We start from the raw sequence: 14,566 nt of genomic DNA, 5'->3' as shown, positions 1-14,566 counted from the left end.
GGTCGACTTCGACCGGGTGGGTGCCGCGTGATCGGCACGACCACCGTGTGAAGGCCTCGCACCCTGCGGTGCGGGGCCTTCCGCCGCGGTGGGGTCGTGGATCACGGGTACTGACGGCGGGTGCATACCGGGGGGTAATGGCCCCCGAAATCGTGCGGACTAAGCTGGTCCGCGGTAATTGCCGACCCCTTTCCCCAGGAGTACCCCACAGTGAGCCAAGCAGGCCGTCCTGTAGTTCTGATCGCCGACAAGCTCGCCCAGTCGACCGTCGACGCGCTCGGTGACGGTGTCGAGGTTCGCTGGGTCGACGGCCCCGACCGCCCGGCACTGCTGGCCGCGGTCCCGGAGGCCGACGCGCTGCTCGTGCGCTCCGCGACCACCGTCGACGCCGAGGTGCTCGAGGCAGGGAAGAACCTGAAGATCGTCGCCCGCGCTGGCGTCGGCCTCGACAACGTCGATGTCCCGGCCGCCACCGAACGCGGTGTCATGGTCGTGAACGCGCCCACCTCGAATATCCACACCGCCGCCGAGCACGCGGTCACCCTGCTGCTCGCCGCCGCGCGCCAGATTCCCGCCGCCGACGCGACCCTGCGCGAGCGCACCTGGGCCCGCAGCAAGTTCAACGGCGTCGAGATCTTCGACAAGACCGTTGGCGTGGTCGGCCTCGGCCGCATCGGCCAGCTCTTCGCCGCGCGCCTGGCCGCCTTCGAAACCAAGATCGTCGCCTACGACCCCTACGTATCCCCGGCGCGCGCGGCCCAGCTCGGCATCGAACTGCTGAGCCTGGACGAACTGCTCGAGCGCGCCGACCTGATCTCGGTCCACCTGCCGAAGACCCCGGAAACCAAGGGGATCATCGGCAAGGAAGCGATCGCCAAGACCAAGCCCGGCGTGATCATCGTCAATGCCGCCCGCGGCGGTCTGGTCGATGAGGACGCCCTCGCCGAGGCGATCAAGTCCGGCCACGTGCGCGCCGCCGGACTCGATGTCTTCGACACCGAACCGTGCACCGACAGCCCGCTGTTCGACCTGCCCCAGGTCGTGGTGACCCCGCATCTGGGTGCCTCCACCTCCGAGGCCCAGGACCGCGCGGGCACCGATGTCGCCAAGTCGGTGCTGTTGGCGCTGGCCGGTGAATTCGTGCCGGGCGCGGTGAACGTCACCGGCGGCACGGTGACCGACGATGTCGCGCCCTGGCTGGATATCGTGCGCAAGCAGGGCGCGCTGCTCGGCGCGCTGTCGGACGAACTGCCGGTCTCGGTCGAGGTGCAGGTGCGCGGCGAACTGGCCGCCCAGGAAGTCGCGGTGCTCGAACTCTCGGCGCTGCGCGGCGTCTTCTCGGCGCTGGTCGAGGATCAGGTCACCTTCGTCAACGCGCCGGCGCTGGCCAAGGACCGCGGTATCACCGCGCAGGTCACCACGGTGCCGGAGAGCCCGAGCCACCGCAGCGTCGTCGACCTGCGCGCCGTCTTCGGCGACGGCCGCACCCTCAATGTGGCGGGCACGCTGACCGAGCCGCAGCAGGTGCAGAAGATCGTCAATATCAACGGCCGCAGCTACGACATGCGCGCCGAGGGCCTGAACCTGGCGGTCCTGAACTACGAGGACAAGCCGGGCGCGCTCGGCAAGATCGGCACCAAACTGGGCGAGGCGGAGGTCGACATCCTCGCCGCGCAGCTGAGCCAGGACGTCGACAAGGAAGGCGCCACCGTCATCCTGCGCGTCAACCGCGAGGTTCCGGCCGAGGTCCAGGCGTCGATCGCCGAATCCGTCGGCGCGGCGAAAGTCGTCCAGGTCGATCTGTTCTGATCCTCCGGGCGAACCGAACCTACGCCGCGCGTGTGTCGGCAACGCGCGGCGTCCGCTGTTCGCGCCCGCCCGATAGCCGCGGGTACACCGGGCGGGCACACCATTCGCCGCGATCGTGCGCGGGCCACGGTCGGCAGAACTGAACGGAGCACTGTTGTCATGAAGCTTGCTGTCATCCCGGGTGACGGAATCGGTGTCGAGGTCATCGCCGAGGCGCTGAAGGTACTCGATGTCGTCGTGCCGGGCGTCGAGAAGACGCAGTACGACCTGGGGGCCAAGCGCTACCACGCGACCGGCGAGATCCTGCCCGATTGGGTGCTGCCGGAGCTGAAGCAGCACGACGCCATCCTGCTCGGGGCGATCGGTGATCCGTCGGTGCCGAGCGGTGTGCTGGAACGCGGGCTGCTGCTGCGCACCCGTTTCGCGTTGGACCACCACGTCAACCTGCGGCCGTCGAAGCTCTACCCGGGCGTCACCAGTCCGCTGGCGGGCGATCCCGATATCGACTTCGTCGTGGTGCGCGAGGGGACCGAGGGCCCGTACACCGGCACCGGCGGCGCGATCCGCGTCGAAACCCCGCACGAGGTCGCGACCGAGGTCAGCACGAACACTCGCTTCGGCATCGAGCGTGTGGTGCGCTACGCCTTCGCCAAGGCGCAGACCCGGCGCAAGCATCTGACACTGGTCCACAAGAACAATGTGCTCACCTTCGCCGGGTCGCTGTGGCTGCGGACCGTGAACGAGGTCGCCACCGAATTCCCCGACGTGCAGACCGCCTACCTGCACGTCGACGCCGCGACCATTCACATGGTCAACGACCCCGGCCGTTTCGACGTGATCGTCACCGACAACCTCTTCGGCGATATCATCACCGACCTCGCCGCCGCCGTCAGCGGAGGTATCGGCCTGGCGGCCAGCGGCAATATCGATGCCTCAGGCGTCAATCCGAGCATGTTCGAGCCGGTGCACGGCAGCGCCCCCGATATCGCGGGCCAGTCCAAGGCCGATCCGACCGCCGCGATCCTCTCGGTCTCACTGTTGCTCAACCACCTCGGTGACGTGGACTCCGCCGCCCGCATCGAGGCGGCCGTCGCCAAGGATCTCGCCTCGCGTACCGGCGCGGCGTCCACCGTGCAGATCGGTGACCGCATCGCCGCCGCGGTCTGACCGTACGCGCCGGGCCCCGCACTCGAATAGAGTGCGGGGCCTTGTCATTTCGGGACTTATGGTTCGGTTCGATGCGCCATGCGTGAAAGCTGGTGCACGCACACGGCTTTCGCGATCGGGTTGTGTTATCGCGGGGGGCTGGGAGGCTTCGGGAACCGCGGCGCGACCGAGTGATCCGATGTTCCGCCGCTGGGAGGCTGCGGATGCGGCGGGGCCGGATGTTCCGGTGTGCCGCCGCCGGGAGGCGCGGGAGGCTGCGGATGCGGCGGGGCCGAGTGTTGCGGTGCTCCCGCACCCGGCGGCACGGGCGGCGGCGGGCCCGATCGGTCGCCCGGTCCAGGAAAAACGGGTGGTCCCGGCGGTGCGGGCAGGTGGTGCGGGGGCCGATCCGGTGGCGCGGGCGGACGCGGCTGGTTCGGGTGGCGGTGCGGGCCCGGCGGGAAATGCGGCGGAGGCGGGAAAGGTCCGGTCGGCGGCATCGGCCCGCTGAACCGCTGGAACGCGGCCTGGCGCGAGGTGCCGAGCAGGTCGCCGAGTTCGGCCCACGTGTGGCCTTCTTCGCGGGCCTGTCGGGCCAAAGTGTGCAGGATGTCATCGACCAGATTGCCGAGATTGCGGGTCGCGGTGAGGGCGGCGAGCACCGGAACCTGTTGTGCGCCTTCGGCGGGACGGAGGACGCCGACGACGAGTTCCGCGTTGGCGGATAACAGTGCTCCCAGCGTCGCACGCTCGTCGTGCGCGTCGGTGTGGGATTCTTCGGTCATATGTAAAGCCTGCCTTGACACGGAGGGCGTGTCAAGGCTGACTTTACATCGTGGGGTGTAGTCGCTACGTCGCGCGATCGACGGGGTGGCGCTGGGCGACTCGGGCGTGATCGCGCAATACGTAGGCCACCACGATGTCGTCGGCGATCTGGACGAGCACGTCGCGACCCTCGACCCCGGCGGCCCACTCGTGTGGCAGTCCGGACAGTCCATGTATCGCGCCGAGCAGATTGCCGGTGACCGCCCCGGTGGAGTCGGAGTCGCCGGAATGGTTGACCGAAAGCAGCAGTGCCGTACGGATATCCTCGGTTTCCGCGCGCAGCGCGCAGTGCACGGCGATGGCGAGGCATTCCTCGGCGATCCAGCCCGCCCCCACCTGCTGGACGACCTCCGATGTCGGCGGCTCGGTGTCGGCGAGGGTGAGCGCGCGTTCGAGCGCGGTGGCCGTCTGTGTCCCGCGCGGCATCGAGGCGACCTGAACGATGGTTTCTCGCAAGGCTTTTCGAAGTTCGATGCCACTCATCACGCGATCGATCAGCGCACCGAACGCCCCGGCCGCCAGATATCCGGTGGGGTGCCCGTGCGTCAATTGCGCGCACCGTGCGGCCGACTCGAACGCGCTATCCGGACCGGCGCCGACCAATCCGAAGGGCGCGGAGCGCATTACCGTTCCGCAGCCCTTCGAATGGGCGTTGACCGGGCCGGGATGGCCGAGCGGAGCCGGCGCGATGTAGCCGCGCCGCTGCTGCTCGAGTCCGCTCATGCAGGTGTCGCCGGGGGCCCGAACCGCGTAGAGGAAGCGATGATTCAGCAGCCAGCCATCGGGTGAGGCGCCCGGTCCCTGGGCGGATTGGCTATGCAGCCACCGTAGGTAGGACCGCCGCATCACCGGTGCGAGGTCGGCACCCGGCGGGCATCGCAACAAACCCTCGGCGGTGAACAATGTCATCTGGGTGTCGTCGGTAACCTGTTGCGGCGGGCCGTAATCGGGTAGGAATCCGGTGACGCCCAGGCTGCCGTGCTGTTCCCTGATCTGTGTCAGGCTCCTGAATTCGATCGGCCAACCCAGTGCGTCCCCGATGGCCCCGCCAAGCAGTGCGCCGCGCACGCGGTCGACGATCTCCACATACTCCACCATGACTCGATCCTGTCAGGTTCGCCCCGCGATCGGTGGCAACCGCACACAGTCGCCGGGGCCGACGACTCGGGCGGGCACGCCTGGCTGCCCGCGAAAGAGCTACGCGCGCGGCGTCTTCGTCGCACGCGATGGCACCAGCGGGATCGCCGCGGTCGCCAGCGCGGCGGCGGCCAGATAGGCGGCGGAGAAACCGCCCGCTGTGATCAACGCGCCGAAAGCCGGTGGGATGGCGGCCATCGCGAGGTTCTGGCCGGTGTTCTGGACGCCGAGGCCGCGCCCGCTCCAGTACGGGCCCGCGATCTCGGCGACGGCGGTGAAGGCGAGGCCGTTGTCGGACACCGTGATCACCGACGCGGCGATCAGCAGCGGGACAGCGGCCCACCACCAGTGCAGCCACGCGGCGATCCCCAGCGCCGCCATGGAGATCACCGCGGCCACGGCCACCGTGCGCAGCGGGCCCAATCGGCTGCCGACGCGATCCGACCACGCGCCCGCGCCGATGCGCCCGCCCGCGCCGAGTATCTGCGTGACGGTGACCAGTGCGCCCGCCACCGGTAGCGACCAGCCGATATCCCGGTGCAGCCACAGCAGCGCGAAGGTCCACACCACGCCCTGCGGTATGCACAGCAGCACCGACACCGCGTGGATGCGCCACAGGGTGGAATCGCCGCGATAAGGGCTCACGCGGTCCGCGGATTTCGCGTCGGGCCGTGGCGGATCGATGATGCCGAGATAGCAACCGACGGCGGCGAATCCGGCCATGATCGCGGGAACGAGGATGGCGGCCGAGACACCGTGCGCGGCAGCGACGGCGGGGATCGCCATGGCCCCGATGCCGACTCCGATCGGCTGGGCGGTTTGTCGTATGCCCATCGCCAATCCGCGACGCTGCGGCGGGAACCACCCGACGATGACCCGCCCGCTCGCGCCGTTGGTGCTGGCAGCGCCGACGCCCCCGAGGAACAGCATGGCGCCGAGCCCGATGTGGTTCGTGGTGGCCGCCGCCGCGCACCCCGCGGCCAGCATGACCAGCGGCCCGCCGACCAGCACCTTGTGCTCGCCGATGCGGTCGACCACGTATCCCCAGGCGATCAGCGTGCAGACCAGGCCGACCGTGGGCATGGCCACCAGCAGGCCTGCGGTCGGTAGCGACATGCCGCCGTCGGTGAGCGCGGGTAGCAGGAAGGGCACCCCGTGGACGAATACCGCGCTGGAGGCCTGGGCGAAGACGCCGAGGCCGAGCATGGACCACCGTCGAACGTCGAGCATCGGTGTCACGGTAGCCATCGGCCGCACCTCTCCGTCGCGCGCATCTCGCGATCATCCCAATATATGGAATGGAAATCTCATTGAATGAACTCCTGGCGATACGCTACACCCTGCGGGCAAGTCGATTTCGAACGAATAGATGTCGAACTTGTCACATCTGGCGGTATTCGGGCATCGGTCTCGACCTGCGGAGAGTCTGTCGAGCCCGCCGGTCGTGATCACTGTGTGATCTCGGCGGTCGGCTGCGTTCGCGGTGCGGCTGGCGGTGCGGCTCGCGGTGCGGGTTCGGTGTCCCGATCGCGTTTCGGACCGCTCGGTCGGGCGCGTTCGGGCAGGTGGAGACCGGTCGATAGACTGCCGGGCATGCGTCTAGGTCGAGTTGCCAGTCCCGATGGGGTCGCGTTCGTCAGCATCGAGGGGGAGGGAAGCGAGGCCGCGTCGCTCACCGCCAGGGAGATCGCCGAGCATCCCTTCGGCACTCCGACGTTCACCGGCCGCAGTTGGCCGCTGGCCGATGTGCGGATGCTCGCGCCGATCCTCGCCAGCAAGGTGGTCTGCATCGGCAAGAACTACGCGGCGCACGCGGCGGAAATGGGTGGTCCCGCACCGGAAGAGCCGGTAATCTTCATGAAGCCGAGCACCTCGATCGTCGGTCCCAACGCCTCGATCATCCTGCCGCCCAGCTCATCCCAGGTGGATTACGAGGGTGAACTGGCCGTCGTCATCGGCCGTCCATGCAAGGATGTGCCCGCCGCCCGCGCGCTGGACGTGATCCTCGGGTACACCGTCGCCAACGACGTCACCGCACGGGATCAGCAACGCAAGGACGGGCAGTGGACCCGCGCGAAAGGTTACGACACGTTCTGCCCGCTCGGTCCGTGGATCGAAACCGCCGTCGACCCATCGGATCTGGAGATCGTCACCGAACTCGACGGCGAGGTGAAGCAGCGTAGCCGCACCTCGCTTCTGCTGCACGATATTCCGAAGCTCATCGAATGGGTGACCACGGTGATGACCCTGCTGCCGGGTGATGTGATCCTCACCGGAACGCCCGAGGGCGTCGGCCCGATGCGGTCCGGACAGCAGGTGTCCGTGACCGTCGAGGGTATCGGCACCCTGACCAATTCCGTTGCGACCAAACACCGCTAGCGACCGCTCGAACGAGCCGAGAGAGAGCCATGACTGAAGTACGGGTCCGCTTCTGCCCGTCACCGACCGGAACACCGCACGTCGGCCTGATCCGAACGGCGCTGTTCAACTGGGCCTATGCCCGCCACACCGGTGGCACATTCGTCTTCCGCATCGAAGACACCGACGCCGCACGCGATTCCGAGGAATCCTATACGGCCATCCTCGACGCGCTGCGCTGGCTCGGGCTCACCTGGGACGAGGGGCCGGAGGTCGGCGGCCCGTACGAGCCGTATCGGCAGTCGCGGCGGCGTGAGCTGCATCTCGACGTCGTACGGAGACTCCTCGAAGCGGGCGAGGCGTACGAATCCTTCTCGACCCCCGAGGAAGTCGAGGCCCGCCACCGCGCCGCGGGCCGGGATCCGAAGCTCGGCTACGACAATTTCGACCGCGATCTCACACCCGAGGCGATCGAGGCCTACCGCGATAAGGGGCGCCCCGCGGTGATCCGGCTGCGGATGCCGGATACCGATCTCGGCTGGCGCGATCTGGTACGCGGCGAGATCACCTCCAAGGGTGGGACGGTTCCTGACTTCGCCCTGACCCGCGGCAACGGCGACCCGCTCTACACCCTGGTGAATCCGGTCGACGACGCGATGATGCGGATCACGCACGTATTGCGCGGCGAGGATTTGCTTTCCTCCACTCCGCGTCAGCTCGCGCTCTATGCCGCATTGCAGCGGATCGGCGTCGCCGAGTTCACCCCCGAGTTCGGTCACCTGCCATTCGTAATGGGGCACGGTAACAAGAAGTTGTCCAAGCGCGATCCGGAATCCAATCTGTTCGCCCACCGGGATCGCGGATTCATTCCCGAGGGTTTGCTGAATTACCTGGCACTACTCGGCTGGGGCATCTCGGACGATCACGATGTGTTCTCGATGGCGGAGATGGTCGAGGCGTTCGACATATCGAAAGTGAATTCGAATCCGGCCCGTTTCGATCAGAAGAAGGCCGATGCGCTGAACGCCGAGCACATCAGAATGCTGGAGTCCGGAGATTTCGCACATCGACTGCGCGAGTTCCTGACGCGGCACGGCCATATCGGGGCCGAGATCGATGACAAGTTGTTCGCCGCGGCGGCGGACTTGGTGCAAACAAGGATCGTCGTACTTTCCGATGCGTGGGATCTGCTGCGATTCCTGTTCGTACCCGCCGAGGAGTTCGCCGTCGATCCCGCGGCGGCAGCGAAGAATCTCGGTGCGGAGGCCACCCAGGTGCTCGACGCCGCGATCGCCGCGCTGGAGGTTCTGCCCGCCTGGGCGACCCCCGCCATCGAGGAGGCGCTCAAAATCGCGCTGATCGAGGATCTGGGGCTCAAACCGCGTAAGGCTTTCGCGCCGGTGCGCGTCGCGGTGACCGGATCGCATATCAGCCCGCCGCTGTACGAGTCGCTCGAACTGCTCGGGCGGGAGATATCGCTGGACCGGCTGCGCTCCGCGCGAGAGTGGGCCGCCACCGTCCGATAACCGCAAAATCACCGAAAGTATGGCTCTGACCAGGCGATTTGTAGTTTACCTGCCGAGGTTTGGTACTCTTCTTCTCGGCCGGAACACGGCCCCGAAGCCAGCCAGGCTCGGGGCTGACGTCCTGGTCATTGGGGTATGGTGTAATTGGCAACACAGCTGATTCTGGTTCAGCCGTTCTAGGTTCGAGTCCTGGTACCCCAGCGGAAATGTTGCACATCTCTCGGTTCGCGACCGAAAGTAGTTCAGCATCCGGCGATTTGGTCGCCGAGCTTCGGTCGGTTAAGCTAACCGAGCTTCCACAGATCGAAAGATCACCGGTTGATCCCCGCGTAATGCGGGAGATCAAGTCCTGGCCCCGTCGTCTAGCGGCCTAGGACGCCGCCCTCTCAAGGCGGTAGCGCGGGTTCGAATCCCGTCGGGGCTACGCATGAAGAAGGCTCACACTCGCGGAGTGTGAGCCTTTTCTGCATCGCGATGGCTCGCGGGGTCGCGCCCCCGCGCCTTGGCTCGCGCGCTGCCACGCGCCGGGGACTTCGCCACGCCGCGTCTCGCTTCTCCCCTGATTGTGGTCGGCTCCCGAAAATTCTTGCGGTCTAAGTCAATTGGTGGAGGGGGATTGTTTTCGGGGGTGTTCGCCCTGGCGGCCCGATGTTCTTTCGATGATCTTGTTCGGAGATTCGGCGGGGTGTTTTTCGGAGTTGCCGGGGTTTGCTCGGGAAGGAATCGTCCGATTCCTGCGGGGCGAGGGAGGGCGCGTGCTCGCGGGCCGAGCGCCCCCGGTGCCTCGGGACCCAGCACGCGAAAAGAGCCCCACGGGTCTGACCCGGAGGGCTCTTTCGGACGGCTTCCGGCGCCGACGGGCGGCGTACGGAAGGTCGTGGCTATCCGCTCTTGCGGCGGAACTCCCGCTTGTGGCTGGCGTTGCCGTGGGGTGCGGCGGCCTTGGAGCGACCGTCGAGGTGCTCGTTCGCCCGGGCGTTCTGGGAGTTCTTGCGTTCCAGCACCTCTTTGAACTTGCGTTTCACTTCGTCGGCACTGCCATTGGAACTATCCGAATCCGTCATCGCCTGCTCCTCGTCATCGCGGCCGAAGGCCGCGTCCTCGGACACGGTATACGGCCGATTCGTGTCGCACCGAAACGACGTTAGTGCGCGCCGCGACAGCTGTCAGCCGGATTACGCCTCGCGTCGCGTCACGCGGTGGGCGCGGCAGTGGTTCCGCCGAGTGGCATGGCGGGCATGCCGAGCTTGCGGTGATCCCAGCTGCGCACACGTTCGGGAACCACACGGATCGCGACCCGTTTGTGCAGCATGGCCTCGACTCCCGGACGCATCTCCTCGCTGTAGGGGCCGGTGTAGCGCTCCCAGACGCTCACACCGACCGCGAACAGCTTGTCCGGGTCGTCGATGATCTCGGCGTTGCCCTCGAGCGAGACGCCGCGCAGCTGGTCGTAGGTGTCGCCCGCTTCCACCATGCAGGTGATGCGGGGGTCGCGCCGCAGGTTGAGTGCCTTCTGTGATTTGGCCTTCGTCTCGAACCACACCTCGCCGTCGATCAGGGCGTACCACATGGCGATCAGATGCGGTCTGCCCTGCGGTCCGATGGTGGCCATGGTCGCGACGCGGCTGCGCTCGAGGAATTCGGTGATCTCGATATCGGACATCACGATCTGTGCCCGCCGGTTGACTCCCATGGGCCAACTGTAGAACGCGTCGGCTGGAACGTGTTATAGACGTTTGTGCAGCGCCTCGGCCGCGGCCACCAGATCGGCGGCCCAGCGGGCGCCCGGCCTGCGACCCATCCGATCGATGGGGCCGGAGACCGATACCGCGGCCACGACGTTGCCCGCGGTATCGCGAACCGGTGCCGATACGCTGGCCACACCGGCCGCGCGCTCCGCGGCGCTCTGCGCCCAGCCGCGTTTGCGCACCTCGGCCAGTGCCCGATCACCGAACACCGCGTCGGCGAGGATGGTCCGCTGCAATTCCGGATCGGCCCAGGCCAGCAGGACCTTGGCGGCCGAACCCGCGGTGAGCGGCAGCCGAGCGCCGATGGGGACGGTATCGCGCAATCCGACCGGCGGCTCCAGTGCCGCGATGCAGACCCGCGCATTTCCGTCACGGCAGTAGAGCTGGACGCTCTCGCCGGTGATCTCACGCAGACGCGGCAGGATGGCACCTGCGGCCTCCTGCAGCGGATCGGAGGCGCCCGCGGCGAGTTCGGCGAGGGCCGGCCCGGGTCGCCACAGTCCGTTGCTGTCCCTGGCCAGCAGGCGGTGTAGTTCCAGGCCGACCGCCAGACGGTGCGCGGTGGCCCGAGGCAGGCCGGTGCGAGTGCACAGTTCGTTGAGACCACAGGGGTGCTCGGCGACGGCGTAGAGCACCGCCACTGCTTTGTCGAGGACCCCGATACCGCTATGCTGTCTCATAGAACGATACTAGCGTCTCGGATGCTGGGAATCCCACTGCTGGTAATCCCACTGCTGGGAATCCGCTGCTGGGAATCCCCCGTGGGGGCGTCCAGCGGGAGAAAGCGGGCATCGCGGTCGATGTGGCCCCCCGGGGGTCGCGAGCGACACCGAGCGATGCGGCTCGATCCGTCATCCGGGACACCGCTGTCAACAACGTGTGCAGCCGGCGGCGCGCTCTCAGCCCAGAGCGCGTGATCCGGTTGTCCGTCCGAAAGGTGATCGAGAAAATGGCCGACCGCCCACGCACCCTGGCCGAGAAGGTGTGGGAAGAACATGTCGTCGCCCGCGGAGAGGGTGAGGGCGCCTCGCGCGAACCCGATTTGATCTACATCGACCTCCACCTCGTGCACGAGGTGACGAGCCCGCAGGCCTTCGACGGCCTGCGCGCCGCCGGCCGACCGGTGCGCCGCCCCGATCTGACCATCGCGACCGAGGACCACAACGTCCCCACCATCGACATCGATAAGCCGATCGCCGACCCCGTGTCGCGCACACAGGTCGAGACGCTGCGCCGCAACTGCGAGGAATTCGGCATCCGGCTGCATCCGATGGGCGATCCGGATCAGGGCATCGTCCACGTCGTCGGCCCGCAGCTCGGCCTGACCCAGCCCGGCACCACCGTGGTCTGCGGCGACAGCCACACCTCCACGCACGGCGCGTTCGGCGCGCTGGCGATGGGTATCGGCACCTCCGAGGTCGAACACGTGCTCGCCACGCAGACGTTGTCGCTGCGGCCGTTCAAGACCATGGCCATCAATATCGACGGCACGCTGCCCGATGGCGTCACCAGTAAAGACGTGATCCTGGCTGTGATCGCCCAGATCGGCACCGGCGGCGGCCAGGGCTACGTGCTGGAGTACCGGGGCGAGGCGGTGCGCGCCATGTCCATGGAGGCGCGGATGACCATGTGCAACATGTCCATCGAAGCGGGCGCGCGGGCGGGCATGGTGGCGCCGGACGAGATCACCTACGAATTCATCAAGGGCCGCCCGCACGCCCCGCAGGGGGACGACTGGGATGCCGCAGTGGCCGCCTGGGACGCGCTGAAGACCGACGAGGGCGCTGTTTTCGACGCGGAAGTCCATCTCGACGCGAGCACGCTGTCCCCGTTCGTCACCTGGGGCACCAACCCCGGTCAGGGCGCCCCGCTGGCGGATACCGTGCCGGATCCGGCCGAGATCGCCGACGAGGGGGCGCGCGATTCGGCGGAGAAAGCACTGCGATACATGGATTTGACGCCGGGAACTCCGTTGCGGGATGTCTCGGTCGACACCGTATTCGTCGGTTCCTGCACCAACGGCCGTATCGAGGATTTGCGTGCCGTGGCGAGCATTTTGAAGGGCCGCCGCGTCGCGAGCGGGGTCCGAATGCTGGTTGTACCGGGCTCGATGCGGGTTCGCGCACAGGCGGAAAAAGAAGGATTGGGCGAGATTTTCGACGCGGCCGGCGCCGAATGGCGGCAGGCCGGATGCTCGATGTGTCTCGGAATGAATCCGGATCAGCTTTCGCCGGGTCAGCGCTGTGCTTCCACGTCGAACAGGAACTTCGAGGGCAGGCAGGGCAAGGGCGGCCGTACCCACCTGGTTTCCCCGCTGGTGGCCGCCGCGACGGCGGTCCGTGGAACTCTGTCCTCGCCTGCGGATCTGGACTGAATTCAGCCGTATCCGGGCCGTACGCGGCGATCTTCGGCCGCTGACGGCCCGGGATTATCTCTACTTACCCAGGAGAATCTGATGGAAGCTTTCACCGTTCACAAGGGGATCGGGGTGCCGTTGCGCCGATCCAATGTCGATACCGACCAGATCATCCCGGCGGTGTACCTGAAGCGGGTGACCAGAACCGGATTCGAGGACGGACTCTTCGCCGCGTGGCGCAACGATCCGCACTTCATTCTGAACACCGAGCCGTACAACCGTGGCAGCGTTCTGGTGGCAGGCCCGGATTTCGGAACGGGATCCTCCCGAGAGCACGCGGTATGGGCGCTGTCGGACTACGGCTTTCGGGTGGTCATCTCGTCGCGCTTCGCCGACATCTTCCGCGGCAATGCGGGTAAGGGCGGGTTGTTGGCCGCGCAGATGTCACAGAACGATGTCGAATTGCTCTGGAAGATGATCGAGGAACAACCCGGCATCGAATTGGTAGTAGACCTCGAAGCGCGAACGGTGACGGTTGGAACCGTCGTGTTGCCGTTCGAAATTGATGACTACACCCGCTGGCGTCTGCTGGAAGGTTTGGACGACATCGGTCTTACGCTGCGGCGTCGCGACGTCATCACCGAGTTCGAAAAGGTAAGGCCGAGTTGGAAGCCCACCACCCTCCCCGCGCGTATTTCACCGGCGTAATCACTGGGTGCCGATAGCTGGATAGCACCGGAGGCGGTAGCTAGACGTGTGCTAAACCACGATGAATTTTGGCGTGGCACATAGACTCTTGCTCAAAGTGGGTTTACCGTGGTACCTAGTCGGTCCGACGACGGGCCATTAGTCTGCGGAGGATTCAATGAACAAGGCGGAACTGATCGACGTTCTGACCGAAAAGTTGGGTACGGACAGGCGCACGGCTACCGCGGCAGTCGAGCATGTTGTCGACACCATCGTGCGCGCGGTGCATAAAGGCCAGAGCGTCACGATCACTGGTTTCGGTGTGTTCGAACAGCGAAAGCGTGCAGCCCGTGTGGCTCGGAACCCGCGCACCGGCGAAACCGTCAAGGTCAAGCCGACTTCGGTGCCCGCGTTCCGACCCGGCGCCCAATTCAAGGCCGTTATCGCGGGCAAGCAGAAACTTGCCGCGAGCGGTCCTGCGGTCAAGCGGGGCGTGAATGCCCCTGTGGCGGCCAAGAAGACCGCCGCCAAGAAGGCAGCGGCCAAGAAGACCGCCGCCAAGAAGGCGACCGCCACCAAGGCGCCCGCCAAGACGACGGCCAAGCGGGCAGCGGCCAAGGCCCCGGCAAAGACCGCCGCTCGCAAGGCGACTGCGACCAAGACGGCCGCCAAGAAGGCGCCCGCCAAGAAGACGACGGCGGCCAAGGCCGTGGTGAAGAAGGCCGCACCGGCCAAGAAGACGACGGCGGCCAAGAAGACCACCGCGGCCGCCGCCAAGAAGGCCACCGGGACGGCCGCGAAGAAGGCGCCCGCCAAGAAGACCGCGGCCAAGAAGGCCCCGGCTCGTCGCGCTCGCTGACCCGAGCATCGGCGGTCCAGCGCCGCCGGGCGATTCGCCCCAACGCAGCCGAATCACCCGCCATACCGCAGAGAGACGGCCCCGGATCACCTCCGGGGCCGTCGCTCGATCGCGG

Annotated in this window: 13 protein-coding genes and 2 tRNA genes; 9 read left to right on the top strand and 6 right to left on the bottom strand. The window is 67.0% G+C overall.

Features of this window, described 5'->3' with window-relative positions:
• The first annotated feature begins 210 nt into the window (after positions 1-210).
• A complete protein-coding gene (gene serA, locus ABZS43_RS03230) occupies positions 211-1,809 on the top strand; it encodes a phosphoglycerate dehydrogenase (protein WP_355034159.1) in 1,599 nt (532 codons plus the stop codon).
• A gap of 159 nt (positions 1,810-1,968) precedes the next feature.
• Positions 1,969-2,976: a 3-isopropylmalate dehydrogenase gene (locus tag ABZS43_RS03225; protein WP_355034158.1), complete on the top strand. Its 1,008-nt coding sequence runs from the start codon at positions 1,969-1,971 to the stop codon at positions 2,974-2,976.
• A 125-nt stretch (positions 2,977-3,101) separates the two neighbouring features.
• Here ABZS43_RS03225 and ABZS43_RS03220 read toward each other — a convergent pair whose 3' ends face one another.
• The 3 genes from ABZS43_RS03220 to ABZS43_RS03210 form a co-directional block, all read right to left on the bottom strand.
• Positions 3,102-3,740, bottom strand: coding sequence for a hypothetical protein (locus ABZS43_RS03220; RefSeq protein ID WP_355034157.1), 639 nt, complete (start codon positions 3,738-3,740; stop codon positions 3,102-3,104).
• A gap of 64 nt (positions 3,741-3,804) precedes the next feature.
• The gene (locus tag ABZS43_RS03215) at positions 3,805-4,878 is read right to left on the bottom strand and encodes an ADP-ribosylglycohydrolase family protein (RefSeq protein WP_355034156.1); all 1,074 of its coding nucleotides are present in this window, start codon (positions 4,876-4,878) and stop codon (positions 3,805-3,807) included.
• Positions 4,879-4,977: 99 nt separating this feature from the next.
• Positions 4,978-6,165: an MFS transporter gene (locus tag ABZS43_RS03210; RefSeq protein ID WP_355034155.1), complete on the bottom strand. Its 1,188-nt coding sequence runs from the start codon at positions 6,163-6,165 to the stop codon at positions 4,978-4,980.
• A gap of 345 nt (positions 6,166-6,510) precedes the next feature.
• Between ABZS43_RS03210 and ABZS43_RS03205 the strand changes: the two genes are divergently transcribed.
• The 4 genes from ABZS43_RS03205 to ABZS43_RS03190 all read left to right on the top strand — a co-directional run bounded on the left by ABZS43_RS03205 (position 6,511) and on the right by ABZS43_RS03190 (position 9,225).
• Positions 6,511-7,296 (top strand): fumarylacetoacetate hydrolase family protein, encoded by a 786-nt coding sequence (locus tag ABZS43_RS03205; RefSeq protein WP_355034154.1) that lies wholly within the window; start codon positions 6,511-6,513, stop codon positions 7,294-7,296.
• A 29-nt stretch (positions 7,297-7,325) separates the two neighbouring features.
• Positions 7,326-8,801 carry a glutamate--tRNA ligase gene (gltX, locus tag ABZS43_RS03200; RefSeq protein ID WP_355034153.1) on the top strand — a complete coding sequence of 492 codons (1,476 nt, stop codon included), beginning with the start codon at positions 7,326-7,328 and terminating at the stop codon, positions 8,799-8,801.
• Between the two features lie 129 nt (positions 8,802-8,930).
• Positions 8,931-9,002: transfer RNA gene (locus ABZS43_RS03195), tRNA-Gln, on the top strand.
• A gap of 150 nt (positions 9,003-9,152) precedes the next feature.
• Positions 9,153-9,225, top strand: a tRNA-Glu gene (locus tag ABZS43_RS03190).
• A gap of 457 nt (positions 9,226-9,682) precedes the next feature.
• Here ABZS43_RS03190 and ABZS43_RS03185 read toward each other — a convergent pair.
• From ABZS43_RS03185 to ABZS43_RS03175, 3 genes are all read right to left on the bottom strand, one after another.
• Positions 9,683-9,865, bottom strand: a complete 183-nt coding sequence (locus ABZS43_RS03185) for a DUF5302 domain-containing protein (protein ID WP_355034152.1) — start codon at positions 9,863-9,865, stop codon at positions 9,683-9,685.
• Between the two features lie 128 nt (positions 9,866-9,993).
• Positions 9,994-10,494, bottom strand: coding sequence for a PPOX class F420-dependent oxidoreductase (locus tag ABZS43_RS03180; protein WP_355034151.1), 501 nt, complete (start codon positions 10,492-10,494; stop codon positions 9,994-9,996).
• 33 nt (positions 10,495-10,527) lie between these two features.
• Positions 10,528-11,229, bottom strand: coding sequence for an IclR family transcriptional regulator (locus ABZS43_RS03175; RefSeq protein WP_355034150.1), 702 nt, complete (start codon positions 11,227-11,229; stop codon positions 10,528-10,530).
• Between the two features lie 269 nt (positions 11,230-11,498).
• Here ABZS43_RS03175 and leuC point away from each other — a divergent pair, with 269 nt between their 5' ends.
• The 3 genes from leuC (at position 11,499) to ABZS43_RS03160 (ending at position 14,451) form a co-directional block, all read left to right on the top strand.
• The gene (leuC, locus tag ABZS43_RS03170; RefSeq protein ID WP_355034149.1) at positions 11,499-12,923 is read left to right on the top strand and encodes a 3-isopropylmalate dehydratase large subunit; all 1,425 of its coding nucleotides are present in this window, start codon (positions 11,499-11,501) and stop codon (positions 12,921-12,923) included.
• Between the two features lie 81 nt (positions 12,924-13,004).
• Positions 13,005-13,613 (top strand): 3-isopropylmalate dehydratase small subunit, encoded by a 609-nt coding sequence (gene leuD, locus ABZS43_RS03165; RefSeq protein WP_355034148.1) that lies wholly within the window; start codon positions 13,005-13,007, stop codon positions 13,611-13,613.
• A 157-nt stretch (positions 13,614-13,770) separates the two neighbouring features.
• Positions 13,771-14,451, top strand: a complete 681-nt coding sequence (locus ABZS43_RS03160) for an HU family DNA-binding protein (protein ID WP_355034147.1) — start codon at positions 13,771-13,773, stop codon at positions 14,449-14,451.
• Positions 14,452-14,566: the final 115 nt, after the last annotated feature.

Source organism: Nocardia sp. NPDC005366 (genome assembly GCF_040606855.1).
Taxonomy (GTDB): domain Bacteria; phylum Actinomycetota; class Actinomycetes; order Mycobacteriales; family Mycobacteriaceae; genus Nocardia.
This window is presented reverse-complemented; position numbering and strand designations above follow the sequence as displayed.